Source organism: Promicromonospora sp. NPDC050262 (assembly GCF_040655935.1).
Lineage (GTDB): Bacteria > Actinomycetota > Actinomycetes > Actinomycetales > Cellulomonadaceae > Promicromonospora.
This window is the reverse complement of sequence record NZ_JBFAKX010000001.1, coordinates 133037-158191: the sequence shown is the minus strand read 5'-3', so window position 1 is coordinate 158191 and position 25155 is coordinate 133037. Positions and strand designations below refer to the sequence as shown.

21 protein-coding genes are annotated in these 25155 nt (G+C 73.7%); 11 read left to right on the top strand and 10 right to left on the bottom strand.

The features are described from left to right. Nucleotides 1–9 precede the first annotated feature (9 nt). The 4 genes from AB0I29_RS00745 to AB0I29_RS00730 all read right to left on the bottom strand — a co-directional run bounded on the left by AB0I29_RS00745 (nt 10) and on the right by AB0I29_RS00730 (nt 7142). The gene (locus AB0I29_RS00745; protein WP_357476819.1) at nt 10–4011 is read right to left on the bottom strand and encodes a ThuA domain-containing protein; all 4002 of its coding nucleotides are present in this window, start codon (nt 4009–4011) and stop codon (nt 10–12) included. Between the two features lie 37 nt (nt 4012–4048). Continuing rightward, a complete protein-coding gene (locus tag AB0I29_RS00740; RefSeq protein WP_285103603.1) occupies nt 4049–5119 on the bottom strand; it encodes a multicopper oxidase domain-containing protein in 1071 nt (356 codons plus the stop codon). Between the two features lie 348 nt (nt 5120–5467). Continuing rightward, nucleotides 5468–6085 (bottom strand): hypothetical protein, encoded by a 618-nt coding sequence (locus AB0I29_RS00735; RefSeq protein ID WP_357476817.1) that lies wholly within the window; start codon nt 6083–6085, stop codon nt 5468–5470. A gap of 118 nt (nt 6086–6203) precedes the next feature. After that, nucleotides 6204–7142 (bottom strand): alpha/beta fold hydrolase, encoded by a 939-nt coding sequence (locus AB0I29_RS00730; RefSeq protein WP_357476814.1) that lies wholly within the window; start codon nt 7140–7142, stop codon nt 6204–6206. Between the two features lie 81 nt (nt 7143–7223). On the opposite strand from AB0I29_RS00730, the gene AB0I29_RS00725 reads away from it, so the two are divergent. The 5 genes from AB0I29_RS00725 to AB0I29_RS00705 are packed head-to-tail and all read left to right on the top strand — an operon-like array spanning nt 7224 to nt 11107. Next, entirely contained in the window at nt 7224–7856 is a 633-nt protein-coding gene (locus AB0I29_RS00725; RefSeq protein ID WP_285103609.1) for a TetR family transcriptional regulator, read from the top strand. A gap of 51 nt (nt 7857–7907) precedes the next feature. Beyond that, nucleotides 7908–8690 (top strand): alpha/beta hydrolase, encoded by a 783-nt coding sequence (locus tag AB0I29_RS00720; RefSeq protein WP_285103611.1) that lies wholly within the window; start codon nt 7908–7910, stop codon nt 8688–8690. A 55-nt stretch (nt 8691–8745) separates the two neighbouring features. Continuing rightward, a complete protein-coding gene (locus AB0I29_RS00715; protein WP_357476810.1) occupies nt 8746–9432 on the top strand; it encodes a CoA pyrophosphatase in 687 nt (228 codons plus the stop codon). Next, the gene (locus AB0I29_RS00710; RefSeq protein WP_357476807.1) at nt 9432–10178 is read left to right on the top strand and encodes a nucleotidyltransferase domain-containing protein; all 747 of its coding nucleotides are present in this window, start codon (nt 9432–9434) and stop codon (nt 10176–10178) included. Before AB0I29_RS00715 ends, AB0I29_RS00710 begins: the two co-directional genes overlap by 1 nt. Further along, entirely contained in the window at nt 10175–11107 is a 933-nt protein-coding gene (locus AB0I29_RS00705) for a threonine/serine dehydratase (protein WP_285103616.1), read from the top strand. The genes AB0I29_RS00710 and AB0I29_RS00705 overlap by 4 nt, the downstream gene beginning before the upstream one ends. A gap of 10 nt (nt 11108–11117) precedes the next feature. On the opposite strand, the gene AB0I29_RS00700 is transcribed toward AB0I29_RS00705, so the two are convergent. Then, on the bottom strand, nt 11118–11840 hold the full coding sequence (locus AB0I29_RS00700) for a DUF4241 domain-containing protein (protein ID WP_357476804.1): 723 nt from the start codon (nt 11838–11840) through the stop codon (nt 11118–11120). Between the two features lie 48 nt (nt 11841–11888). Then, complete coding sequence (locus AB0I29_RS00695) at nt 11889–12779, bottom strand: aminoglycoside phosphotransferase family protein (protein ID WP_357476801.1); 891 nt, start codon at nt 12777–12779, stop codon at nt 11889–11891. Between the two features lie 162 nt (nt 12780–12941). On the opposite strand from AB0I29_RS00695, the gene AB0I29_RS00690 reads away from it, so the two are divergent. Together AB0I29_RS00690 and AB0I29_RS00685 are read left to right on the top strand one after the other, a co-directional pair. Continuing rightward, complete coding sequence (locus AB0I29_RS00690) at nt 12942–13160, top strand: hypothetical protein (RefSeq protein WP_357476798.1); 219 nt, start codon at nt 12942–12944, stop codon at nt 13158–13160. A gap of 115 nt (nt 13161–13275) precedes the next feature. Beyond that, complete coding sequence (locus tag AB0I29_RS00685; protein ID WP_357476795.1) at nt 13276–15351, top strand: AAA family ATPase; 2076 nt, start codon at nt 13276–13278, stop codon at nt 15349–15351. Between the two features lie 30 nt (nt 15352–15381). Here AB0I29_RS00685 and AB0I29_RS00680 read toward each other — a convergent pair whose 3' ends face one another. Beyond that, complete coding sequence (locus AB0I29_RS00680; RefSeq protein ID WP_357476792.1) at nt 15382–16833, bottom strand: GuaB1 family IMP dehydrogenase-related protein; 1452 nt, start codon at nt 16831–16833, stop codon at nt 15382–15384. A gap of 173 nt (nt 16834–17006) precedes the next feature. Here AB0I29_RS00680 and dxs point away from each other — a divergent pair, with 173 nt between their 5' ends. Further along, nucleotides 17007–18902 carry a 1-deoxy-D-xylulose-5-phosphate synthase gene (gene dxs, locus AB0I29_RS00675; protein ID WP_357476790.1) on the top strand — a complete coding sequence of 632 codons (1896 nt, stop codon included), beginning with the start codon at nt 17007–17009 and terminating at the stop codon, nt 18900–18902. Beyond that, the gene (locus tag AB0I29_RS00670) at nt 18899–19984 is read left to right on the top strand and encodes a glutamate--cysteine ligase (RefSeq protein ID WP_285103624.1); all 1086 of its coding nucleotides are present in this window, start codon (nt 18899–18901) and stop codon (nt 19982–19984) included. Before dxs ends, AB0I29_RS00670 begins: the two co-directional genes overlap by 4 nt. A gap of 7 nt (nt 19985–19991) precedes the next feature. Here AB0I29_RS00670 and AB0I29_RS00665 read toward each other — a convergent pair whose 3' ends face one another. Then, entirely contained in the window at nt 19992–20363 is a 372-nt protein-coding gene (locus AB0I29_RS00665) for a helix-turn-helix transcriptional regulator (protein ID WP_357476787.1), read from the bottom strand. Between the two features lie 417 nt (nt 20364–20780). On the opposite strand from AB0I29_RS00665, the gene AB0I29_RS00660 reads away from it, so the two are divergent. Continuing rightward, nucleotides 20781–21446, top strand: coding sequence for a GNAT family protein (locus tag AB0I29_RS00660; RefSeq protein WP_357476785.1), 666 nt, complete (start codon nt 20781–20783; stop codon nt 21444–21446). Between the two features lie 17 nt (nt 21447–21463). Here the strand turns inward: AB0I29_RS00660 and AB0I29_RS00655 are convergent, their stop codons facing one another. Then, nucleotides 21464–22141 carry a hypothetical protein gene (locus AB0I29_RS00655; protein ID WP_357476782.1) on the bottom strand — a complete coding sequence of 226 codons (678 nt, stop codon included), beginning with the start codon at nt 22139–22141 and terminating at the stop codon, nt 21464–21466. Nucleotides 22142–22209: 68 nt separating this feature from the next. Beyond that, nucleotides 22210–22854, bottom strand: a complete 645-nt coding sequence (locus tag AB0I29_RS00650; protein ID WP_285103628.1) for an MSMEG_1061 family FMN-dependent PPOX-type flavoprotein — start codon at nt 22852–22854, stop codon at nt 22210–22212. Between the two features lie 64 nt (nt 22855–22918). Between AB0I29_RS00650 and AB0I29_RS00645 the strand changes: the two genes are divergently transcribed. Then, nucleotides 22919–25138: a DEAD/DEAH box helicase gene (locus AB0I29_RS00645; RefSeq protein ID WP_357476778.1), complete on the top strand. Its 2220-nt coding sequence runs from the start codon at nt 22919–22921 to the stop codon at nt 25136–25138. The last annotated feature ends 17 nt before the right edge of the window (nt 25139–25155 follow it).

Sequence of the window (25155 nt, the reverse complement as noted above, 5' to 3'; positions counted from 1 at the left end):
CGGGCCCGGTCACAGGTCACGCACCCGGATGTTGCGGAACTCCATGGCGTCCGCGTCGCTGTGGTTCTGCAGACCGATGAAGCCGCTCAGGAACTGCCGCAGGTCGGTCGGCGGGTCACCGGCGCGCGAGGACTCCTTGCCGGGCGAGTTCTCGAACTCGTTGATCACCTCGCCGTTGCGGATGATCGTGTACTGCTGGCCGACCACCTGGATCTCGTAGGTGTTCCACTCGCCCTTCGGGGTGGGCCGGGCCTGCTCCAGGGTGTTGGGGTCGAAGTTGTACACCGAACCCGTCTTCTGGACCTCGCCCGTGGGTCCGTCGTAGAGCTGGATCTCGTGGCCGCAGTAGATCGCCACCCAGGCCTCGGCGTCGGTGCCCTGCCCGCACTCGGGCCGGTCGTCGCGCGCCACCCGCGGGTCGGGGAACCGCGTGAAGACGCCGCTGTTGGCGAACCGTCCCTCCGGGGCGGAGTCCTTGAACTCCAGCTTCAGCGAGAAGTCGCCCAGCTCCTCCTTCGGGTACCAGAGCATGCCGAGCCCGCCGGTGGCCAGGATGGACCCGTCCTCCTTCAGGTCGAAGGCGCCGCCCGGTGCCTGCCGCCAGTCGGCCAGCGTCTGGGCCGTGCCGTCGAACCACCACCGGTACCCGGTGCTGCCCTCGGTGCCGATGTCGGACGACTGCGCCACCTTGATCAGCTTCTTGCGCTCGGTGACGGTGATCACCTTGTCGGCCCGGAGCTGGTCCGCCACGGCCGTGACGTGGTTGACGAACCGGCCGTTCGTGTCCCACTCCCGCTCGTCCTCGACGATGTCGTTGATCGTGCAGCCGCCCAGGTCGTCGTTGGTGACACCCGTGTTGTCGTCGCCGAACCACACGGTGCCCCGGTCGTCCGGGATGGTGCAGGTGGTCTCGGCCGCGACCTTCACCGTGGACGTCTCGCCGTCGGCGTAGGTCACCGTCAGCGTGGCGTCGTAGCTGCCCACGCGGGCGTAGGTGTGCCGCGGGTTGGCCTCGGTCGAGGTGCTCCCGTCCCCGAAGTCCCAGGCGTACGAGACGCCGCCCGAGCGGTCACCGGTGAAGGCGACGGTCAGCGGGGAGCTCTGCACGCTCGCGCCGGACGCGGCCGGCACCGGCGTCGCCGGGCCACCCTTGTAGCTGATCCGGACGAGCTTCTGGTTCGGGTGCAGCGAGAAGAAGCCGCCCGCGTAGTCCAGCAGGTACAGGGCGCCGTCCGGACCGAACTTGGCGTCCATCCAGCTCTGCACCTGCTCGTTGCCCGCGCCGCCCTGGATGATCTTGCGCAGGTCCTCGGCGAAGACCGGGGGGCCGGCCTCCTCCACCGTGTCCGGGTTCACCGTGACGGCGATCCGGTTGCTCGCGTTCGACTGGTCGCCGATGAACCACTTGTTGTCCCAGTACGCGGGCCAGGCGACGCCGCTGTCGGTGTCCACCTCGGACCGGTGGTACGTGGGACCGTCCATCACGGCCTGACCGCCACCGCGCAGGTACGGCAGGGTGTAGGTGGCCTCCTCGTCGACGTACGACGGGATGCCGTTCTCACCCTCCGGGAAGACCGGGCCGCCGCCGCTCGGCGAGTACCAGATCATGTTGTCGCGCACCGGCGGCAGGTCCACCAGGCCGGTGTTGCGCGGCGAGGTGTTCTTCGGGTTGTCGCAGTCGTACCAGCCGGCCAGCACCGTCGCGTCCTCGTTGCTGCGGTCGCGGTAGGGCTGCCGGTTGCCCATGCAGTACGGCCAGCCCTGGTTGCCCGCCGAGGTGATGATGGTCGCGGTCTCGTACTTGGCCGGCCCGAGCTCCGGGTCCGGCGCGCCCGCGTCCGGTCCCACCCACGCCGCCGTCAGCCAGTCGTTCTTCTTGTCGTAGGCCAGGCGCGAGATGTTCCGCACGCCCATGACGTAGATCTCCGGGCGCGTCTTGTCACCCGGGTCGTCCGCCTCGGGGAACAGGTTGCCCTCGGGGATCGTGAACGTGCCGTCGTCCTCGGGGTGGATCCGCAGGATCTTGCCGTTCAGGTCGTTCGTGTTGCCGGCCGTGCGGCGGGCGTCCTGGAACGAGAGGCCCGCGAACTCCTGCGTCCAGTTGTTGCCGGAGTAGCCGTTCGACCCGCCCGAGGAGTTGCTGTCGCCGGACCCGATGTACAGGTTGCCGTCGTTGTCGAAGTCCATGCCGCCGCCCGCGTGGCAGCAGCTGTGGATCTGCGTCTCCCAGTGCAGCAGGTCCTTGCGGGTGGACTGGTCGATCGTGTCGGCCGCGGCGTCATAGGTGAAGCGCGAGACCGTGCGCTGGCCCACGCGCCGCTCGACGTCGATCGACTCGTGCGGCATCCAGTAGGCGTAGATCCAGTGGTTGTCCTCGAAGTCGGGGTCCAGCGTGATGCCGAGCAGACCCTCCTCGTTCTTGACCAGCTCGCTGCCGCTGCCGCGGTTGCCCATCACGTCGAGGGTGGTCAGCAGCTTGGTCTCGCCCGCCTCGGGGTCCCAGCGGTGGATCGTGCCGCAGCCCAGCCCCACGTTCGGGTCGTCCCACGAGACGATCGGGCCGGACGGGCACGCGCCCTTGCCGACGTAGAAGACGCCGCCGTCGGGTGCGACCGTGAGCCCGTGCGGCTCGCCGATCTGGTCGAGCGTGCCCGCGGTGTTCTGCGCGGTCAGGCGCTCGGCCGCGTAGTTCGCCGCGATGGTCGCCTGGCAGTCGCCGCGCACCATGCCCGCCGCCCAGAGCAGGCCGCCGAGCAGGTGGTCACGGAAGCCCTCCTCCGCGTAGCTCTCCGCGGTGCCGCCCATGCCGGTGTAGAACGAGCGGCCGCCGTCGTAGTCGCGGCACCACGAGATCGGGTGGAAGGCGCCGTTCGCGGCCTCGCCCGGGTCGTAGTCCCACTCCTGCACCTGCGCCACCGTGTGCACCTCGCCGATCGGGTTCGGCGACCAGTTCAGCCACCGGTCCTCACGGGTCCAGTTCAGGGGCAGCCCGTCGTTGGCGGGGTGCGCGCGGTCGACGACGTTCACCGTCGCCTCCTGCACCGGCACCTCGGGGTCCGGCTCCTCCTCGCCCGAGGTGTCGAAGAGCTGGATCTCGGCGAGCTGGGTGAGGTCGTCGCCGGCGTTCGCCGTGATGTCCAGCCGGTAGTGCTGGTAGGCCACGTCGTTGTCGAGGTCGTAGTCGTTCGTGACGAACCGGTCCGGGAAGTCCTCGCCCTCCCGCGTGTCCAGGTCGGTCCAGGTCTCACCGTCGGTGGAGCCCTGCAGCGTCCAGTCCTGCGGGTCGCGGCCCTCGGAGTCGTTGGCCGAGGTGAGCGCGTACCGGGCGGCCGCGAGCGGCTCCTCCAGCTCGAGCTCGATCCACGCCGTCGGCTCGAACGCCAGCCACTTGGTCCGGGAGTCGCCGTCGATCAGGTTCGCGGCCACCTCGTTCGGCGGGTTCTCGGCGCTCGCGGTGGCGCTCGCCACCGGCAGCGGGTCCGGCAGGTTGCCGGCGGGCCGCGTGCCGATCAGGCCCGTGAACCACTGCGAGCGGGCCTGGGCGCGCGCCGCGTCACGGACGCCGAGGAACCCGCCGCCGCCCTGCACGTAGGCCTTGAGCGCGTCCTCCTGCGCCGTGCTGAGCTCGACGCCCTCGGCGGACAGGAACACGACCCCGCGGTACTCCGCGAGGTTCTTGGCCGTGAACACCTTCGGGTCGCTGGCCGTGTGCACCGTGAAGCCGTTCTCGGCGCCGAGCTCCCGGATGGTCCGGGTCGCGACGGCGACCGGGTCGGCCTGGTCGGCCGCCGCGCCGTGGAACACGAGCACGGTGGGCTCGGCCGCGGCGGCCGTGGCGGCGGGCACGACGGACGCCGTGTCCGTGACCGCCGCGTCCTTGACGGCGGCGGCCACGGGGGCCGTGTCGACGGTCGCGGCGCTCCGCTGGGCCGCGGCCGGCGTCGTCGTCATCGTGGCGACGAGGGCGGCGCCGGCCACCGCGGCGATGATGCCTCTTCGGGTTCGTTCCATCACTGCTCCTTTGCGCGTGAACGGGGAGTCGGGGCGGTCAGTGGCCGGCATGGGCCGCCGCGCCGTCGGTCTCGGTGGTGGCCGTGCCGCTCATCGTGTGGCCGCCGTGCTCGTGGAACCGGTCGATCGCCGCCTGGGCACCGGCGGGCATGCTGCCGTCGGCGTTGCGCACCAGGAAGATCCCGGCCATGCCGCCGTCCGAGTGGAACTGGACGTGGCAGTGGTACATCCACGCGCCCGCGCCCACGCCCTCGCCCGCCACGACCTGGAACCCGAACGAGGAGCCGGGGTTGAGGTCGCGGGTGTCGATCACCCGGGTGGGGTCGTCCGGGCCGGTCAGGTAGCCGGTGCGGTTGTCCGCCCAGCGGTGGGCGTGCACGTGGAACGTGTGGAGCTGGTCCCCGTGGCCGATCGCGATGAACTCGACCTTCTCGCCCTTGTTCGCCTCGAGCATCGGGGTGTCGGGCGCGACCTTGTTGTTGATCGTCATGTCGTTGAACACGACGGTGTGCTGACGGTCGGGCAACGTGTCGCCCTGGCGCCGCACCACGAGGGCGCCGTACAGGCCCGCGCGCAGCCCGGGGGTGCCGTGCTCCCCGCCCATCGCGTGGTCGTGGTAGTGCCAGTAGCCCGCGGAGCCCGCCATCCAGGTGCCGTCGGCGCGCTGCTTCGGCTTGTGGCTCTTCCAGACGTAGGTGCGGGTCTCGCCGGGCTCGTTGAACGAGTCGTTGAAGGGGCTGCCGTCCGAGTCGGTCGCGTAGTCCACGCCGTGCGGGTGGATCGACAGGCGCTTGTCGGTGTTGTTCACGAGCTCGACCTGGAGGGTGTCGCCCTCCCACATCTCCAGCACGGGGCCGGGGATGGTGGCCTTTCCGGGCGTCAGCCCGTAGCCGTACTGGCCCCCGGGCAGTGCCTCGGCGTACACGGTGATGTGCCGGGTCGTGCCCAGGACCGCCGACGACACGGCGGCGGCCGAGTCGGAGCCGAGCGCCAGCGCCGCCGTCGGCGCCATGAGCCCGGCGAGGGTACCGGTCAGGATCGAGCGACGGGACACGCCGCCGGACTGGGTTGGGGCGTCAGTGCTGTTCTCGGGGCTGTTCTCGGGCATGGGTCTCCGTTCGACACCGTCGGGCAGGCGGGAGTGCCGTCCCGGCGAGACAGAAGTGCGGGAGGGGACTGGCTCAGGCGCGCGAAGCTCGTCGCGTCGACGCGGTGAGTGACAGCGTTGTCACGAAGGTGGACCTCATCGTCGTTCCCTCCAGGGGTGCGTCACGTGGTCGTCGGCGACGACGGCCACGCCCCCGTGGCAGGACGTACTCCACCGGGTGACTTTTCGAACATAGGAGGACTTATGCCGACTGTCAAGCAAAAGATGGACAAACAGTGACAGGATTCGTCTATGCGACCAAGCAAAGATCCCGGTGGGTCGCGCGAGGTCAGGCGGGGGTGGGCGGGGTCAGTCGAGCGCGAGCAGCAGCCAGGCCGCCGTCGTGACCAGGGTGGCCCCGGTCAGCAGGCCGGTCAGCGGGTGGGCGAGCGCCGCCGTCGGACGGTGGCCGCGCGGCCGGGTGACCGCGCGCAGGATCCAGCCGAGCGGCCAGGCGAGGACCGCGGCCGCGAGCCCGGCCGCGGCGCCGAGGTACAGGTTCGGCACGGCGAGGGTGTTCGCGACGACCCCCACCTGGATCGCCGTGGACACCGCCACGACCGTCGGGATCAGGTGCAGCCGGGACTTCCCGGTCGTCACTCCGGCCTTGTCGGCGTCCTTCGCGGCGGCCCGCGCCCTGCGGTACCTGCTCGCGATCATGCCGGTGCACAGCCGGGTCAGGCCGCCGTGCACGAGGAGCGCCGCCACGTAGATGCTCACGACCCGGCCGGTCACCACGCTGCCGTCGGGCCAGGCGCGGACCGCGGCCAGGACACCGAGCGCCGCGACCGCGACGGCGAGCACGACGCCCACCACGGGGACGAGCCGGGACCACGGCCCGGAGTGCCGGACGGTCCAGGCGAACCAGAGGGCCGCCAGGACGCTGACCACCGTCGCTGCGAGGGCGCCGTCGCTCGTGTGCTCCATCGTCGTCCTACCTCCGGTTGAAATGGGTATAAACCGGACAGCAGGGTACGGCGTCGTCGCAGGTCAGGGAAGGTTTCCGGTATCCGACTGGTGATGTCGGCAGGAGTTCACGCGGAGTTCACCGCGCCGGTGGCCGGTGGGTCCCGCTGCCGGTCCGCGCCGGTGCCGCGAGATGGTCGAGGATCCTCGATCTCACCGCCCGGTCGCCGAGGATCTTGTTGTGGCCCAGCCCGGTGGTGGTGAACAGCTCGCTCGAGTCCGCATGCGCCTCGTGGAGCTGGACCGACAGGTGGTGCGGGTTCACGCGGTCCCCGTCGTCGTGCAGCCAGAGGGTGGGTACGGAGGCCGGGACGGGATGTGCCAGCAGGTCGAAGCGCTCGTAGACGTCCGGGTGGTCGGGCAGGCCGTACCGCTGGACGGTCGTCGCGAAGCCGTCGCGGAGCGCCCAGGGGATCCCGGACCCGCGGACGAAGCCGTCGGTCGCGACGCGGAACGACGTGAGGCCGGCGACGGCTGTGAACCGCTCGGTCTCCACGCCCTCGTGCAGCGCGATCCCCGCCGCGAGCACCCCGAGCGAGTGCCCGACGACGCCGGCCCACGGTGCGTTCTCGGTGTCGGACAGCCGGCGGATGACGGTCAGGTCGTCGAGCCCCGTGCGTCGCTGCCCGCCGGAGGCGCCGTGGCCGGGCGCGTCGTAGGCGACGACCCGGAGCCCGGCTCCGGTGAGGTCTTCGATGATCCGCCCGAACGCCGACGCGCGGGACCGCCAGCCGTGGACCAGCAGGACCGCGGGTGCACCGGGGTCGCCCCAGGCGTAGGTGGCCACCGTGATGGTTCCGCCGACGCCGAGACGGCCGTCCCGGCCGCGGCGGAACGTGGGGCGGTGCTCGAGCGGTGTGCGCCGTGCCGCGTCGTGGACGGCCTGGTCGGCGGGCCGGACCGGTGCCGGCGCCCCGACCCGCCAGTAGGTGGCCGCACCGTGCGCCAGGGCGGCCGGCGGCGCGACGCGGGCGAGGGTGCGGAACATCGCGCGGGCTGCGCGCTGGGTCTGGGGCACGGGGACCTCCGGGAGGCGGCGAATAATCTGTACGAACGTTCGCACACTATCGAATGAGCGAACGGTCGTACACTCTCTTGTGTGAACGAGCCGACCGATCTGCGCCGCCTTCGCGGCGACCGCACGCGCCGCGCCGTGCTGGACCACGCGGTGCAGGAGGCGTCCGTCCGCGGGCTGGACGCGCTGTCCTTCGGCGCGCTGGCGGAGGCCGTCCCGGTGAACAAGAGCGGGATCGCCGGCCTGTTCGGCTCGAAGGAGAGGCTCCAGCTCGCCGCCGTGGAGCGGGCGACCGAGATCTACACCGAGCACGTCATCGTCCGCGCGCGGACGGCCGACCGTGGTCTCGCGCGCCTGTGGGCGCTGGTGCTGGCGTGGACCGAGTACTCGCGGGCACGGGTGTTCCAGGGCGGGTGCTTCTTCCGCACCGTCGAGATCGAGTTCGACATGCGCGACGGCGCCGTGCACGACGCGGTCGTGGCGGCGCAGCGGTCCTGGGAGTCGTACCTGGTGCACCAGGCGCAGGTGGCGCTCGATGCGGGCGAGCTCGCCCCGGGCACCGACCCCGACCAGGTCGCCTTCGAGATCAACGCCTTGCTGAACGCGGCGAACGACCGGTCCCTGCTGCTCCGCGACGACGCCGTCTACGAGCGGGCGCTGGCGGCCGCGCGGGCCCTGCTGGTGGCGCGCGGCGCTGATCTCGCCACATTGCGGTAGAAACGTTCAATTGTTTCAAACCCGTATACATACCGTCGTTACCCTCTGTTCATGGCGATGTGGCAGGAAGTTCCCGGCGGCACCTCCCAACCACCCGCGGCCGTCGAGCTCGTCACGACCAGATGGGGCACCGGCCCGGGGCGGGCGCTGCTCCTGCACGGCATCGTGTCCGCCGGGGCCACCTGGTGGCGGCTCGCCGAGACCCTCGCCGACGACGGCTACGAGGTGGTGGCCCCGGACCTGCGCGGGCACGGGAGCAGCCCGCGCGCCGACTCCTACCTGCTCGCCGACCACGTCGCCGACGTGCGAGCCCTGGGCTCGGGCTGGGACCTCGTGGTGGGGCACAGCCTCGGCGGCCTGCTCGGCGCGCTGGCCGCCGACGCCGACCGGCGGTTCACCCGCCGGCTCGTGCTGCTCGACCCCGCGCTCGACGTCGAGGAGGACCGGTTCGAGGCCGTCGCCGAGGCGGAGATCCGGGACGCGACCAACCCGCCGTCGGCCCGGTCGGTCCAGGGCGCGCACGCCGCCTGGGACCGGCGGGACGCGGCGGCCGTGGCCGCCGCCGCGAAGGCCGCCGACGCCGCGGCCGTGGCGCACACCCTGCGCGACAACGCGCCCTGGCGGCACACCGCCGTCGTCACCCGCCTGACCGTCCCGACGCTCGTGCTGGGCGCAGACCCGGCCCGCGGCGCGCTGTTCCAGCCCCGGACCGGCGTCGAGCTGATGATCCGCAACCCGAGCGTGCGGGCGCGCGTCGTGGTCGGCGCCGGGCACGCGGTGCACCGCGAGCGGCCGTCGGCCGTGGCGACGGCGGTCCGGTCCTTCCTCTGGTGACCCGTACCTCCGCCGCTCGTGCGGGAGGGTGCGCGGCCGGGGTTAAGGTCGGTCGGTGAGCTCCTCCGCATCCGCGCGCAAGCAGCTGGTCGCCCTCGCCGAGCGGGGCTTCGAGGGTCCGTGGCGGTACGCGCGCGGCGACTTCACCGGTGGCGCGCGCCCGGCGTCCGTCCTCGTGCTGTTCGGTGTGCTCGACGACCTCGCCACCGACCGCGACGACCACGACCTGGCGGTGCCCGCCGACCTCGACGTCCTGCTGCTGGCCCGCGCCGCGACGCTGCGCAGCCACGCCGGGCAGGTCGCCTTCCCGGGCGGCCGCGCCGACGACGGCGAGGACGCCGTCGCGGCGGCCCTGCGCGAGGCCGTCGAGGAGACCGGCCTGGACGCGTCCGGCGTCGAGGTGCTCGGCGCGTTCGGCGAGCTGCCCATGCCCGTCAGCAACCACGTGGTCACGCCCGTGCTCGGCTGGTGGGCGCGCCCCACGCCCGTCCGCGTGGTCGACGTCGCCGAGTCCGCGCACGTCTTCCGCGCCCCCGTGGCCGACCTGCTCGACCCCGCCAACCGGTTCACCACCGTGCTGCGCCGCGGCAACCAGACCTGGCGCGGCCCCGGCTTCCACGTGCACGACGGCGACCTGACGCACCTCGTGTGGGGCTTCACCGCAGGGATCCTGGACGCGATGTTCGACCAGCTCGGCTGGACCGAGGGCTGGGACCGAGGCCGAGAGCTGGGCATCTCGTGATGTTCACGACCGACATCCGCGAGGCCCTGCGCGGGACGCTGGCGGCCGCCGCACGAGCCGACGCCGCCGTCGCGGCCGCCGCACTCGTCGGCAGCGGGGCGACCGGGCGCGAGGACGAGTGGTCGGACATCGACCTGGTGCTGCGCGTCGCCGCCGACGGCGACCCGGCCGACGTCGCCGCGCGATGGACCGAGACGATGTACGCGACCCACGGGGCCGTGCACCACCTCGACGTCGTGGCCGACGGCGTGCTCTACCGCGTGTTCCTGCTGAGGGGCTCGCTGCAGGTGGACGTGTCGTTCTGGCCGTACGAGCGGTTCCGCGAGACCGTACCGGGATTCCGGCTCCTGTTCGGCGAGACCAACCCGCCCGCGCACCTGCCGCCGCCCGTTCCCGGGCGTCTGATCGGCATGGCCTGGCTGCACGCGCTGCACGCCCGGTCCGCCATCGCCCGAGGACGCCACTGGCAGGCGGTGTCCATGCTCGACGGCGTGCGCGAACAGCTCGTCTCGCTCGCCTGCCTGCGGCACGGGCTCAGTCCCCACCAGGGCCGCGGCGTCGACGACCTGCCCGCCGCGGAGCTGGAGACGCTCGCCCAGGTGCGCGCGGCTGCCGCCCGGCCGGACGAGCTGCGCAGAGCCCACGACGCGGCCGTCCGGGCGCTCGGAGACGAGACCGCACGGCACGACCCCGTACTGGCCGGCCGGCTGGCCGGAGTGTTCGCAGACCTGAGGAGGACCCGATGACCGAGGTGACCCGCGACGCCATCCGCGCCGCAGAGACGCTGATCCGCCCGCACGTGCGGCACACGCCCGTGCTGGAGGTCGACCTCGCCGACTTCGGCCGCCCCGCACAGCCCGTGGCGCTCAAGCTCGAGTGCCTCCAGCACTCCGGCTCGTTCAAGGCGCGCGGCGCGTTCACCAGCCTGCTCACCCGGGACGTGCCCGACGCCGGCGTGGTCGCCGCCTCGGGCGGCAACCACGGCGCCGCCGTCGCCTACGCCGCGGCCCGGCTCGGGATCCCCGCGACGATCTTCGTGCCGAGCGTGACCTCCCCGGCCAAGGCCGAGCGCATCCGCGGCTACGGCGCCAAGCTCGTCGTGGGCGGCGACCGGTACGCCGACGCGCTGGCCGCGAGCGAGGAGTTCGTCGCCGGCACCGGGGCCATGACCGTGCACGCCTACGACCAGCCGGCCACGCTGACCGGGCAGGGCACCCTCGGCCTGGAGATCGCCCAGGACCTCCCCGACCTCGACACCCTGCTCGTCGCCGTGGGCGGCGGCGGGCTGATCGGCGGCATCGCTGCCTGGTTCCGCGGCGACGTCAAGGTCGTGGCCGTGGAGCCCGAGGGGTCGCCCACCCTGCACCGGGCGCTCGCGGCGGGCGAGCCGGTCGACGCGCCCACCGAGGGGATCGCCGCCGACTCGCTCGCGCCGAAGCAGGTGGGCGGGCTCATGTTCCCGCTGGCCCAGCAGTTCGTGGCGCAGTCCGTGCTGGTCACGGACGAGGCCATCGCCTCGGCCCAGCTCTCCCTCTGGGAGGCGGCCCGCGTCGTGGCCGAGCCGGGCGGCGCGACGGCGCTCGCCGCGTTGCTGTCCGGGGTCTACGTGCCCGAGCCGGGCGAGCGGGTCGCCGTGCTGGTCTGCGGGGCGAACACCACGGCCGTGCGGTTCTGAGCGGCGCCCGTCAGGCCGTGGCCCGCTCCGTGGCGGCCTCCTCGGCGTCGGCCTCCTCGTCGTCGGCCTCGTCGTCGGGGCCGGCGACCAGCAGGTCGATGTGCACGCCGAGCAGTGTGCCGTCGGCCGCGTGCGTGGTGACCACGGGGTAGAAGCCGTCGCCCCAGCCGGAGTGGCTGAGCACCACGTTCTCGCCGGCGGTGGCCAGCGGCATCGTGATGTTCGCGCTGCCCTCCCGGTAGTGGCCGGGGCTGTCCATGAGCTCGAACCACGACGTGGGCTCGCCCGAGTCGAACAGCAGGTCGTACCAGTCGGTCGAGTCGTCCTCCCGCGGCATGCAGCGGACGATCGCCTCGGCGTCCGCGAACCCGACCGTGCCGGCGTCCACGCCCACCCCGTAGTGCTCGCCGTCGTCCGCGGGCTCGGCGCCCTCCGGCGTGACGCCCCGCACCTCGGCGACCGGTCCGCCGTCGGACAGCACGAGCGACAGGTACGCCTCCCGCAGGTGGCTGCCGTCGCGCTCCTCGGACACGTCGGCGACGGTCACGAACGCGGGGTAGGAGCCCGGCTCGACCCGGACGACCAGCCCTTCACCGAGCGTGACGTACGGGTCCGACGCCTCGATGCGCCCCGAGGGGACGTGGAGCAGGCCGAGGTCGTGCACCTGCTGGGGGTACGGGGTGCCCTCGGGCGTCCCGTCGAGCAGGGCGAAGAAGGGGAGGTCGTAGGTCATGCGAGGAACCTAGCGGCAGCCACTGACACCCGGGAGGAGCAGCAGCACTCAGCCGAAGAGCTGCTCCACCGCGTGCTCCCCGACGCCCACCATGGCCGGGTGGGTGTCGGGGTAGGCGAAGCAGATCGCGGTGTAGAGCGCGGCCCAGCCCTTCGCCCGGCGCCACGTCCCGGCGTCCCAGCCGTGGCCGCCGCGCGCCTCGGCGTCCACCACGGCCCGGAAGCGCTCGCGGCCCTCCGCGTCGAAGGTGAGCCACACGGTGCCGAGGTCCGAGGCCGGGTCACCGCTGGTCACGTCCCCGAAGTCGATGACGGCCGAGAGACGGTCGCCGTCGGCCACGAGGTTGGCCGGGTGCGGGTCGCCGTGCAGCCAGACGGGGGCGCCGTCGAACACGGGCGCCGCCAGGGCCTCGGCCCACACCTCGCGCGCCCGGGGCCGGACCCGCTCCGGCAGGAGCGCGACGCGCTCCTGGAAGCCCGCGTCCCGCGTCGCGACCGGGACCCCGCGGAAGGGGTTGTCGGGGGCGTCGTCCGGCGCCGGCTGGTGCAGCGCCACGAACACGCGGGCCAGGTGCTCGGCCCAGGGCGTGCGCCGCGCCGCGGGGACGGTCGCGGCCGCGACGCCGTCGGCCCACCGCACCACGGCCCACGGCCACGGGTAGCCGAGCGCCGCGCTGGGCGCGCCGACGCGGACCGGGTCCGGGACGGCGACGGGCAGCCGCGGCGCGAGCAGGGGCAGCACCCGGTGCTCGTTGCGCATGAGCTGCGCCCCGAGCTCGCGCCGGGGCAGGCGCAGGGCGAGGCCCTCGCCCAGCCGGAGCATCACGTTGTCCCAGCCGTTCGCGACCAGGTCCAGGGGCCGGTCGGCGAGGTCGGGATGCTGCTCCCGCAGGAGGGACCTGGCGAGGCCGACGGTGACGTCGAGGTCGGCGGCGACCACAGGGGACTCCTTCGCTGGTGCGGGTTCGCCCGTGAGGGCGCGGGGTCGTTCACCCTACCGGCGGCGCCGGCCGCCGACCGCACGCCGAGCCGGACGGAGCGCGATACCGGCGGGACGGCGACCACCTGGACCGACGGCGACCCCACCGCCTATCTCGGCGCCGTGACGCCTGCCGTCCGCCGTCGCGACGCGCGCACGCTGCGCGACCTCATGGAGCGCGTCACGCGGCTGGCCCGGCTCGGCCCGCACACCACCGGCGTCGGCTGCCTGTACCTGAAGGACCTGGAGCAGGTCGACCTCGCGGTGCTGGAGGACATCCTGCGCAGGTCGTGGGCGACGGTCACCTCGGGGACGTTCGGGCAGCGGGCCCGGGAGTCCTGAACGGGAATCCTGAACCGGGTGTCCTGAGCGGCGACGCGCCCGGACGCGGTGCGGACCCGGGAACGTTCTGCGGCACGATCGCGTTGACACCAGGTTCCGACAACGAGGAGACCCGGTGCAGCCACGCCAGACCGAGCAGTCCGCCGAGCAGCAGTACGTCGACGCCCTGTACGCCCGGCTCGACCGCGAGACCGAGCGTGTGCGCGCGGACCTCGACGACGCGGTGCGCGCCTCGTCGACCGACCCGGCCGAGGCCTACACGCGCGAGGTGCGCGTGGCCATGCTGGGCCGGCGTGCGCGCACCCTGGGCGCCGCCGAGCACCACCTCTGCTTCGGCCGGATCGACGGCGCCGACGGCCGGACGCTGCACATCGGACGCACCGGGCTGAGCGACGGCGACGACCAGCTCCTCGTCGACTGGCGGGCCGAGGCCGCGCGCCCGTTCTACGCCGCCACGGCGGCCCACCCGATGGGTCTGCGCCGCCGCCGGCACCTGGGCCTGGACGGGCGCAAGGTCGCCCGCGTGAGCGACGAGATCCTGGACGGCACTCAGCCGGGGCCGCACGACGTCGTCGGGGACGGGCCGCTCCTGGAGGCCATCAGCGCCCGGCGCACCGGCCGCATGCGCGACGTCGTGGCCACCCTCCAGGCCGAGCAGGACGCGATCATCCGCTCCGCGCACCGCGGCGTGACCGTCGTGGAGGGCGGCCCCGGCACGGGCAAGACCGTGGTCGCGCTGCACCGCGCCGCGTACGTCCTGGCGGGCTTCGACGAGGCACGGACCGACGGCGTCCTCGTGCTCGGCCCGGGCACGCGGTTCCTCGACTACATCGCGGAGGTGCTGCCGTCGCTCGGCGAGAACGACGTGGCGATGAGCACCGCCGACCGCCTGGTCGCCGAGGCGCTCGGCCTGACCGGTGTCCCGGCCGCGGGCCACGAGCTGCGCCGGGCCGCCGGCGACGTCCGGCGGGCCGACGAGGTGGCCGAGATCGTGCGGGACTACCAGGCGCCGTCCGGCACCCTGACGGTGCTGGTCGACGGCGACCCGGTCACGCTGGACGAGCACGCGCTCGCCGAGGCGCGCGAGACGGCCGGGGGCACCGGCCTGCCGCACAACCAGGCCCGGGCGCTGTTCAAGGACCTCGTCGTGGAGTTCGTGGCCGACGAGGTCCAGGCGCGGGCCCGCGTGTTCCTCGCCAAGCTGGACGAGGACATCGAGGTGCTCACCGGCGGCGTGAACGTCGACAAGGCGGCGGCCGGGGACCTGGCGCGGCTGGGCTTCGCCCCCGACGAGGGCGGCGCGTTCGGGCACGCCGCCGCCGTGGCCGAGCTGGACCCGGGCGCGCTGCAGGCGGAGCTCGCCGACGACGTCGCCCTGGAGCGGGCCGTCGAGGCCGCCTGGCCGCACCTGGTGGCCCAGGACGTGGTGCTGGACCTGCTGGACGCGCACCCGGAGCTGACGCACGCCGGGCTCGCGCTCGACGACGCGGCGGCGGACGGCGACACCGCCGCCTGGACGTCGGCCCACCTGCCCCTGCTGGACGAGGCCGAGCACCTGCTCAACGGTCCGCCCGCCCGGATCTACGGGCACGTGGTGGTGGACGAGGCGCAGGAGCTGACGGCGATGCAGTGGCGCTCGGTGCTGCGCCGGTGCCCGGGCCGCTCGATGACGGTGGTCGGCGACCTGGCGCAGGCCGGGCCGGCGACCGGGGCGGCCTCGTGGGCCGACGCCCTGGGCGCCGACCTGGCCCGCCGCGCCGACGTGCGCACCCTGACCGTCTGCTACCGCACCACCGCCGAGGTGCTGGACGTGGCGGCGCCGCTGCTCGCCCGGATCGCGCCGGACCAGGCGCCCACCCGCGCGGTGCGGCACGGGGACGTGCCCCGGCGCGTCGCAGCGGTGCCCGGCGAGCTGGTCGCCGCCGTCGTGCGGGAGGCGGGCGCGCTGGCGTCCGCGGCGCCCGACGACCTGGTGGCCGTCGTCGCCGCGGACGCACGGGCGCCGGAGGTCGCCGAGGCGCTGGACGGCACGCGGGTCCGGGTGGTGCCCGTCTCCCAGGTGCGCGGCCTGGAGTTCGACGCCGTCGTGGTCGCCGACCCGGACGGGATCACGGCCGCCCGGCCGGGCGGGGAGCGCGACCTCTACGTGGCGCTGACGCGCCCGACGAGGCGGCTCGTGGTCGTCGGTTAGCTCGTCGGGCAGGGCGTCGGACGGGCCGGCTCACCAGCTCGTCGCGACCGGCATGCCCTCCTGGTAGCCGGCGGCCGACTGGATGCCGACCACGGCGCGCTCGGAGAACTCGGCGAGCGACCGGGCCCCGGCGTAGGTGCACGAGGACCGCAGGCCGGAGGTGATCTCGTCCAGCAGGTCCTCGACGCCGGGGCGGGCCGGGTCGAGGTACATCTTGCCGGTGGAGATGCCTTCCTCGTACAGCGCCTTGCGGGCCCGGGCGAAGGCCGAGCCGCTGCCGGCGGTGCGCGCCGCGACGGCCCGGGCCGAGGCCATGCCGAACGAGTCCTTGTAGAGCCGGCCCGTGCCGTCGTCCTTCAGGTCGCCCGGCGACTCGTACGTGCCGGCGAACCAGGAGCCGACCATGACCTGCGACGCGTCGGCGGCCAGCGCGAGGGCGACGTCGCGGGGGTGGCGCACGCCGCCGTCGGCCCAGACGTGCTTGCCGAGCTCGCGCGCGGCGGCCGCGCACTCCAGGACGGCGGAGAACTGCGGCCGCCCCACGCCGGTCTGCATGCGGGTGGTGCACATGGCGCCGGGGCCCACGCCGACCTTGAGGATGTCGGCGCCGGCGGCGACGAGGTCGCGCACGCCGTCGGCCGTGACCACGTTGCCGGCCACGACGGGCACCGTGGGGTCCACGGACCGCACCGCGTCCAGCGCGGCGAGCATCTTGGTCTGGTGGCCGTGGGCGGTGTCGACCACGAGCACGTCGACGCCCGCGGCCAGCAGGTCCTTGGCCTTGGCGGCGACGTCGCCGTTGATGCCCACGGCGGCGCCGATCCGCAGGCTGCCGGCCGCGTCCAGCGCGGGGGAGTAGATCGAGGAGCGCAGCGCGCCCTTGCGGGTCAGCACCCCGGCCAGCAGGCCGTCGCGGACCACGGGGGCGAGGTCGAGCCGGGCGGAGTGCAGCACGTCGAACGCGGCCTCCAGCCCGCCCGGGCCGTCCAGCAGGGCGGCCTCCAGGAGCAGGGGCTCGGCGGACATCACCTCGGACACCCGGGTGAACCGGTCGACGTCGGCGCAGTCCGACTCCGTCACGACCCCCACGGGCCGGTCGTCCTGCACCACGACGGCGGCGCCGTGCGCGCGCTTGCCCAGCAGGGTCAGCACGCTGTGCACGGTGTCCTGCGGGGCGACGACCACCGGCGTCTCGATGACGGGGTCCTTGGCCTTGACGTCCGCGACCACACCGGCCACGACGTCGGCCGGGACGTCCTGCGGGATGATCGCGATGCCGCCGCGCCGCGCGACCGTCTCGGCCATGCGCCGGCCGGCCACCGCGGTCATGTTCGCGACGACGACGGGGATCGTGGTCCCGGTGCCGTCGTCGGACGAGAGGTCGACGTCGAACCGCGACGTGACGTCCGAGCGCGACGGCACGAGGAACACGTCGCCATAGGTGAGGTCGGTGGCCGGGGTCTGCCCGTCGAGGAATCGCACGTTCACCAAGAGTAAAGAGTTTGCCTGCCTGTGCCTATGAGTCGGGACACATCGTTGTGGAGGTATCGGAGACAGGCGTGGCAGGCGGCCCCGGCGTGGCACAGTGGAGTGGTCGGCGCCCCTTAGAGTAGGGCCCCGATTCGCCCCTCACCGGGCACGACGAAAGGACGCGCATGGGCTTGCTGAGCGACATCCGTTCGCCTGAGGACGTCCGGGCGATGACGCCCGGGCAGATGCCGGAGCTGGCCGAGGAGATCCGCCGGTTCCTGGTGGACAGCGTCTCGCGCACCGGCGGGCACCTCGGCCCCAACCTCGGTGTCGTCGAGCTGACCATCGCCCTGCACCGGGTCTTCGACTCGCCGCGCGACACCCTCGTGTTCGACACGGGCCACCAGTCCTACGTGCACAAGCTCCTGACGGGCCGCCACGACTTCTCCGACCTGCGCAAGCGCGGCGGCATGTCCGGCTACCCGAGCCGCGCGGAGTCCGAGCACGACGTCGTGGAGAACTCCCACGCCTCCACCGCCCTGTCCTGGGCCGACGGCATCGCCAAGGCCAACCAGGTGCGCGGCAAGGACGACCACGTCGTGGCCGTCATCGGCGACGGCGCCCTCACGGGCGGCATGGCCTGGGAGGCACTGAACAACATCGCCGAGAGCCGGGACCGCAAGCTCGTCGTCGTCGTCAACGACAACGGCCGGTCCTACTCGCCGACCATCGGCGGGCTCGCCAACCACCTCGACACGCTGCGCACCACGCGCGGGTACGAGGCCTTCCTCAGCTGGGGCACCCGCGCCCTGCACCGTTCCGGCCCGCCCGGACGCTTCGCGTGGCGCTGGCTGCACGGCCTGAAGAAGGGCCTCAAGGACGTCGTCGCGCCGCAGGGCCTGTTCGAGGACCTGGGCATCAAGTACATCGGGCCCGTCGACGGCCACGACACCGAGGCGCTCGAGCGCGCGCTGGGCCGCGCCAAGGCGTACGGCCGCCCCGTGATCGTGCACGCGATCACCGAGAAGGGCCGCGGCTACAAGCCCGCCGAGGACGACATCGCCGACCGGTTCCACGCCGTCGGCGTCATCCACCCCGAGACCGGGCTGCCCGTCGCCGCCAGCCGGTTCGGCTGGACCAAGGTCTTCGCCGACGAGATCGTCAAGATCGGCCGCCGCCGGTCCGACGTCGTCGCGATCACCGCCGCCATGCTGCACCCCGTGGGGCTCGCCCCGTTCCAGGAGCAGTTCCCGGAGCGCACCTTCGACGTCGGCATCGCCGAGCAGCACGCCGCGACGTCGGCCGCGGGCATGGCCTTCGCCGGCCTGCACCCCGTCGTCGCCGTCTACGCCACGTTCCTGAACCGCGCGTTCGACCAGGTCCTGATGGACGTCGCCCTGCACAAGGCGGGCGTCACCTTCGTCCTGGACCGCGCCGGCATCACCGGCGACGACGGCGCCAGCCACAACGGCATGTGGGACATGGCCATGCTGCGCATCGTGCCCGGCCTGCGCCTGGCCGCCCCGCGCGACGAGAGGACGCTGCGCGCCGCCCTCCGCGCCGCCGTCGACGTCGACGACGCGCCCACCGTGGTCCGCTACCCGAAGGGCGCGGTCGGCGAGGACATCCCCGCGGTCGAGGAGCTCGACGGCGTGGACGTCGTGGGCCGGTTCTCCCCGGACGCGAACCGCACGCAGGCCCCGGTGACCCGCAAGGTGCTCGTGGTCGGCGTGGGCTCCATGGCGGCCTGCGCCATGGAGACCGGCGCGGCGCTCGCGGCGCACGGCGTCGAGGCCACGGTGGCCTCCCCGACGTGGGTGCTGCCGGTCCCGGAGAACCTGGTCAAGCTCTGCGGCGAGCACGACCTCGTGGTCACGGTCGAGGACGGCGTGGTCGACGGCGGCGTGGGCGACATGCTGGCGCAGCGCGCGGGGGAGCAGGGCATCGGCACACCGCAGGTGCACATGGGCCTCCCGGTCCAGTTCCTCGACCACGCGAGCCGCGACCACATCGTCCGGGCGCAGCGCATGACGGCGGCCGACGCCACGCGGGACGCCCTCGCGGCGCTCGCGCTGCTGTGACGGTCACCAGGCGGACCGTCGGGGTCGAGGAAGAGCTCATGCTCGTCGGGCACGACGGGGCGCCGATCGCGCGCGCCCAGGACGTGCTCGGGTCGGCGGAGCCGGACGACGGCCCGCTGGAGCACGAGTTCATGGAGGAGCAGATCGAGACGGCCACGCCGCCGCGCTCGACGCTGGAGGACGTCGCCGTGGCGATCCGCGAGGGCCGTGCCGGTGCCCAGGCGGCCGCCGAGCGGCACGACGCGCGCATCGCGGCCCTCGGCACGTCGCCCCTGGCCTTCGCCGGGACCACGGTCGGGAAGCTCCGCTACCTCCAGGCGCGCGCCGAGTTCGGCCTGACCGCCCGCGAACAGCTCACCAGCGGCTGTCACGTGCACGTCTCCGTGGCCGACGACGCCGAGGGCGTCGCCGTGCTCGACCGCATCGGCCCGTGGCTCGCGCCGCTGCTGGCGCTGTCGGCGAACTCACCGTTCTGGATGGGCGACGACTCCGGGTACGCGAGCTTCCGCTCGCAGGTCTGGTCGCGCTGGCCCACGGCGGGCCCGACCCGGATCTTCGGGTCGCCGGAGGCGTACCACGCCGCCGTCGCAGGCCTCGTCGCGACGGGCACGATCCTCGACGAGGGGATGGTCTACTTCGACGCCCGCCTGTCGGCGCGGTACCCGACCGTCGAGATCCGGGTCGCCGACGTCTGCCTCTCCGCCGACACGGCGACGCTGCTGGCCGCCCTGGCCCGGGGCCTCGTGGAGACGGCGGCGCGGGCGGCGGACGCGCCGCCGCCCGAGGCTCCCGTCGAGGTGCTGCGCACCGCGCTGTGGCGGGCGGGCCGCTCCGGGCTGTCCGGCGACCTCGTGGACCCGCGGACCTGGCGGCCGGCCCCGGCGCACGACGTCGTGGGCGCGCTCGTGGACCACGTCCGCGACGCCCTGACGGACCTCGGGGACCTCGACACCGTGACCGAGCTGCTCGGCGGGCTCTGGGCCGGGGGCAACGGCGCGTCCCGCCAGCACGCCTGGGCGGCCCAGGCCGACGGCGACCTCGGCGCGGTGGCCCTGCACGCGGCGGACGCCACGCTGCGGTGAGCGGGGCTCAGCGGTAGTTCCCGGCCAGCTCCCGCACCGGCTTGCGCGGCTCGGTGACCAGCACGGTGACGTCGCAGCCGAAGAGCTGTGCCAGCACGCCGACCTGGTCCAGCGTCCAGGCGGTCCGGCCCCGGAACCGCTCGGAGACGGCGGCTCGCGACAGCCCGACCTCGGCGGCGATCTGGCGCTGGCTGAGGCCCCGCCGTGCGGCCTCGAACCGGACGGCCGCCGCGCACACCAGCGCCAGGCCGTCGAGGTACAGGGTCGGAGCGGGTCGCGGGGCGACGACGGGGGCGTCGACGTCGTCGTCGAGGTCGGGGTCGAGGGTGCCGTCGAAGAGCGGGTCGCGGTCGAGCGGGTCGTAGTTGGTGCGTGCCATGCGACCAGCCTGCCCGGCTGCGGGCGCTCCCGGAGCCTGTCCACAGGGGCTCCCGAATCGGAGGCCGCGCGAGAGCGCTCAGGGGTAACGCACACCCGCGTGAGGGGTGTCGGGCCGGCTGAACTACGTTCGTCTCGGCACCGAGGATTCCGGCCCAGGTGGATAGTTCGGCTGAGGTGGATTCCTCGGGGCTCCGGCGGCCGAGGTTCATCCCAGCCGACACCCCTCGTCCGGGTGCGGCTTGCCCCGCCCCACGACACGCCGTCGACGCCCGGCAAGTCGTCGCTGCTCACCCCGACACGCCGAGGGCCGCGATGCCCCGTCGGCCCCACTGGTACGCGGTCGGTGCCCTCGCGGCCGGGATCGTGTCCCGATTTCAGGTTGCCCGCGCCCGGCGGGACCTGGAACGGTCGGGCGATGGATCTCGCCACCGCCTTTCCGCCGTTCGGGCTCCGGGTCACCAGCGGCGACCTCGAGCTGCGTCTGCCCGACGACGCCGAGCTCGTCCGCCTGGCCGACGTCGCCGTGGCGGGTGTCCATCCGCCGGAGCGGAGCCCGTTCCTCGTCCCGTGGAACCTCGGCGAGCCGGACGAGGTGCGCCGCGGCTTCCTGCAGTTCCACTGGGCGTCGCGCGGCAAGGTGTCCCCCGAGGCCTGGGGGTTCGAGCTCGGGGTGTTCCGCGACGGCGAGCCCGTCGGCGTGCAGGGCGTGGGCGCCAGGGCGTTCGCCGCGACCCGCTCCGCCGGTACCGGCTCGTGGCTCGGCCTGGCCCACCACGGCCAGGGCATCGGCAAGCGCATGCGGCTGATGGCTCTGCATCTGCTCTTCGAGGGGTTCGGCGCCGCCGTCGCCACGACCGAGGCGTTCGACGACAACCCGGAGTCCAACGGCGTGACCCGGTCGCTCGGCTACGCGCCGAACGGCGTCGCGCTGGTGGACCGGCAGGGCTCGCCGGCCACGGAGAACCGCTACCGGATGACCCGCGAGATGTGGGCGGCCCGACCGGACCTGCACCGGCCCGACGTCACGCTCGCGGGTGTGGCCGCCGTCCGCGCGATGCTCGGGATCGACGAGCAGGGGTAGGACGAGCCGGCGCTGACCTACTTCTTGGCGAGCGCCCACCAGATGATGCCGCCGATCAGCAGCAGGAAGCCCAGCCCGCCGATCAGGAGGCCGATCAGGAGGACGAGTCCGCTGCCACCGATCCCGGCGACGCTGTCCGCGTTGAACGGACCGCTCACGGCGATGCTCACGTCGTCGGTCGCCACCTGCGGGTCGACGACGATGGCGTGCGTGCCCTCCTCGTCGGGGACCAGCACCCCGACGGGGTGCACCGTCCAGCCGTTGACCTCCAGGGAGCCGGACTGGTCCGGCCGGCTGATGCGCACCGGGCCGCTCGGTCCCTCGGCGCCCACCGCCGAGGTGGGCAGACTGGCCGACGAGTCCCGTGAGACCTCGAGGACCAGGTAGGCGCCCCGCTCCTGGACGTCGAAGGGCAGGGGCGTGGTGGACGGCCCCAGGGCGAGCGCGTCGCTGCCGGCCGTACCCTCGCTGGTGACCAGGTCCGTGGGCACCAGCTCGACGATGCCCCGGGCCGCCCCCGCGAACCCCACGACGGCCACGATCATGCCCACCAGCAGGACGGCGATCGCACCGAACGTGAGCACCTTGGGGCCGGTCCTCCGCGGTCGTGGCGGGGGGTACGGCTGGCCCCCGCCTGGCGCGTGCTGCTGCGGGGTGGGGCCGGGAGCGGGCTGTTCCGGAGGAGGTGCGGACATGTTCGCATCGTCTCTCCGTGCCCGGGGGCTGCCAACCAGAGCCGCGAAGTTCACCCCGGCCCGGGCACTCAGCCGTAGATGGTCTCGGCGTAGCTCGGGCCGTAGTACGCGTCGAGCTCCTCGATGCTGGCGTCCTTGCGCTCCAGGGTCCGCGAGATGACCGCGCGCCGCGGCACGGACTCCTGCCCCCACGTCTCGGGGTCCCAGGTCCTCGAGCGGAGGAACGCCTTGGAGCAGTGGTGGAACACCTCGTCGATGTCCACCTCCAGCGCGAGCACCGGCACGTTGCGGCGCACCTGGAGCCCGGCGAGGTAGGGCGCGTCGCGCACGAGGCGGGCCCGGCCGTTCACGCGCAGCGTGTCCCCGCGGCCGGGGATCACGAAGATCAGGCCCACGTGCGGGTTGGCCAGCACGTTCAGGAAGCCGTCGGTGCGCCGGTTGCCGGGGCGCTCGGGGATCGCGATCGTGTGGTCGTCCAGGACCTGCACCAGCGACCCGGCCGGGTCGCCCTTGGGGGAGACGTCGAGGTTGCCCGCGGCGTCCGACGTCGCGACCAGGCACAGCGGCGCGGCCTGGAGCCACTGCCGGTCGAGCTCGTGCAGGGCCGGGCGGACCTTGCCCGCCGCGGCGCCCAGCGGCGGCGGGATGATCTCGCGGAGCTCCTCGACCGTCGTGACGGGCGTCCCGCCGAACTTGCTCTGCTCGTGGGTCATGCCCCCAACATAGCCCTCGTCGTAAATGGGGCATGTCAGACCATCCGGGTACGCTCGCAGCGCCATGACCGAGCAGACGACCCTCCCCAGCCCAGCACCAGCCCTCGCCGCCGGCCCGTCGCGGCCGTGGAAGGCGCGCGCCGCCCGTCGCGTCCTGGAGCAGGCCGGGTCCCTGCTCGACGACGCCCGGCTGCTCACCACCGCCGACCTCGGCCTGCGCGAGCGGGTGCGCGACGCGTACACCGCGACCCGTGAGGTGCGCGTCCACGCCGACCTGCGCACCGTGCCCGTCACGGCGCTGGAGGAGCGGCGCAAGAAGCTGCGCGTCGCCGTCCTGGAGAAGGCCGGCTTCAAGCACGTCACCCAGGTGCTCGTCGCGGGGACCGACCGGCTCGTCGAGGCCGGCATCGGCGCCGGCACCGCGAAGCTCGCCACGTCCGCCGCCCGCGAGCTCGCCGACGAGGTCGACGCCGACCTGCGCTTCCGCATCGACGTCGACCCTGACGACCCGTACGCCACCGTGCTCGTCCAGTCCCTGTACGCGTTCGGCCTGGCCACCGACGCGAGGCACCGGCACCTCGACGAGGCGCGCCGTGTCGCCGACGTCGTGCCCGCGCACCTGGAACCCGCGCGGCTCGCCACCAGCGTCTGGCGCCGGCTCGTCGCGCCCGCCGACCGGAAGGCCGCCGCCCTCGCGGCGGTCTCGGCGCTCGCGGAGCAGGTCGACGCCGCGCGGTTGACCGACGACGCGCGAGCGGTGCGCGCCGCCGTCGGGCAGCCGCCGGAGGGCGGCGAGGTGTGGGCCGACTTCGAGGCGCGGTCCGCCGAGTACTACGGGCTGCTGTCCCAGGTCGTGGACCTGGGCGACGACCACGAGGCCGCGGAGGGCGGCCTGCCCGCCGACGTCGTGCGGCGCGTCGAGGCGCAGCCCCTGGACCGGACCCTGCTGCGGGCCAACCTGCGCGGCTACCAGCAGTTCGGCGCGAGGTACGCGCTGGTGCAGCGGCGCACGATCCTCGGCGACGAGATGGGGCTGGGCAAGACCATGCAGTCGATCGCGGTGGCCGCGCACCTGATGGCCACCGGCGGTACGCACGTGCTGGTGGTCTGCCCGGCGAGCGTGGTGACCAACTGGAAGCGCGAGGTGGAGCAGCACTCCGACCTGCGGGCCGTGGTGCTGCACGGCTCCGACCGGGAGCGGGCGGCAGAGGGCTGGCTCACGGACGGCGGCGTCGGCGTCACGACCTTCGAGGTGCTCGGCCGCCTCGACCTGCCCTACGACCTGCGGCCCGCGCTCATGGTCGTGGACGAGGCGCACTACGTGAAGAACCCCGAGACGCTGCGCGGCCGCGAGGTGCGCCGGTGGGCCGACCGCTCCGACCGCGTCCTGTTCCTGTCCGGCACCCCGATGGAGAACAAGGTCGCCGAGTTCAAGAACATGGTGGGCTACCTGCAGCCGGAGGTGGCGGCCCAGCTCGACCCCAACGCCGGCCTGTCCGGGGCGAAGGCGTTCCGCCGGATCGTCGCGCCCGCCTACCTGCGCCGCAACCAGGAGGACGTGCTCACCGAGCTGCCCGAGATGGTGCAGGTCGAGGAGTGGGAGCAGTTCGGTCCGGTCGACGGCGCCGCCTACCGCGACGCCGTGCTCGCCGGGAACTTCATGAAGATGCGCCGCGCCGCGTTCGCCGTCTCCGCGGCCGACGACTCGGCCAAGCTGGTCCGCCTGCGCGAGCTCGTCACCGAGGCGGTCGAGGCCGGCCGCCGCGTCATCGTCTTCTCCTACTTCCTGTCGGTCCTGGAACAGGTCATGGACCTGCTCGGCGACCTCGCCGTCGGGCCGCTGACCGGGTCGGTGCCCGTGCCCGAGCGGCAGACCATGGTGGACGCGCTGTCCAAGCCCGGCGGGCCGTCGGTGCTGGTCAGCCAGATCACCGCCGGGGGAGTGGGGCTCAACGTGCAGGCCGCGAGCGTCGTCATCTTCTGCGAGCCGCAGGTCAAGCCCACCATCGAGGCGCAGGCCGTGGCGCGCGCCCACCGCATGGGCCAGACCCGCACCGTCCAGGTGCACCGGCTCCTGGTCGAGCAGTCCGTGGACCAGCGGATGATGGAGATCCTCGGGTCCAAGTCGGCGCTGTTCGAGGAGTTCGCCCGGCAGTCCGAGATCACCGACGCCTCCCCGTCCGCCGTCGACGTGGCCGCACCGGCGGACGCCGCGTCGTCCGAGGCCACGCTGTCGCGCACCATCCTCGCCGAGGAGCAGGAGCGGCTGCGCCGCACACCATGAGATGCCCCGTGCCCGCC

What these genes read in the sequence shown, in the direction of transcription:
- AB0I29_RS00745 (WP_357476819.1), bottom strand. Translation starts at nt 4,011, where the DNA reads ATGGAACGAACCCGAAGAGGCATCATCGCCGCGGTGGCCGGCGCCGCC.
- AB0I29_RS00740 (WP_285103603.1), bottom strand. Translation starts at nt 5,119, where the DNA reads ATGCCCGAGAACAGCCCCGAGAACAGCACTGACGCCCCAACCCAGTCC.
- AB0I29_RS00735 (WP_357476817.1), bottom strand. Translation starts at nt 6,085, where the DNA reads ATGGAGCACACGAGCGACGGCGCCCTCGCAGCGACGGTGGTCAGCGTC.
- AB0I29_RS00720 (WP_285103611.1), top strand. Translation starts at nt 7,908, where the DNA reads ATGGCGATGTGGCAGGAAGTTCCCGGCGGCACCTCCCAACCACCCGCG.
- AB0I29_RS00710 (WP_357476807.1), top strand. Translation starts at nt 9,432, where the DNA reads ATGTTCACGACCGACATCCGCGAGGCCCTGCGCGGGACGCTGGCGGCC.
- AB0I29_RS00705 (WP_285103616.1), top strand. Translation starts at nt 10,175, where the DNA reads ATGACCGAGGTGACCCGCGACGCCATCCGCGCCGCAGAGACGCTGATC.
- AB0I29_RS00700 (WP_357476804.1), bottom strand. Translation starts at nt 11,840, where the DNA reads ATGACCTACGACCTCCCCTTCTTCGCCCTGCTCGACGGGACGCCCGAG.
- dxs (WP_357476790.1), top strand. Translation starts at nt 17,007, where the DNA reads ATGGGCTTGCTGAGCGACATCCGTTCGCCTGAGGACGTCCGGGCGATG.
- AB0I29_RS00665 (WP_357476787.1), bottom strand. Translation starts at nt 20,363, where the DNA reads ATGGCACGCACCAACTACGACCCGCTCGACCGCGACCCGCTCTTCGAC.
- AB0I29_RS00660 (WP_357476785.1), top strand. Translation starts at nt 20,781, where the DNA reads ATGGATCTCGCCACCGCCTTTCCGCCGTTCGGGCTCCGGGTCACCAGC.
- AB0I29_RS00655 (WP_357476782.1), bottom strand. Translation starts at nt 22,141, where the DNA reads ATGTCCGCACCTCCTCCGGAACAGCCCGCTCCCGGCCCCACCCCGCAG.
- AB0I29_RS00650 (WP_285103628.1), bottom strand. Translation starts at nt 22,854, where the DNA reads ATGACCCACGAGCAGAGCAAGTTCGGCGGGACGCCCGTCACGACGGTC.
- AB0I29_RS00645 (WP_357476778.1), top strand. Translation starts at nt 22,919, where the DNA reads ATGACCGAGCAGACGACCCTCCCCAGCCCAGCACCAGCCCTCGCCGCC.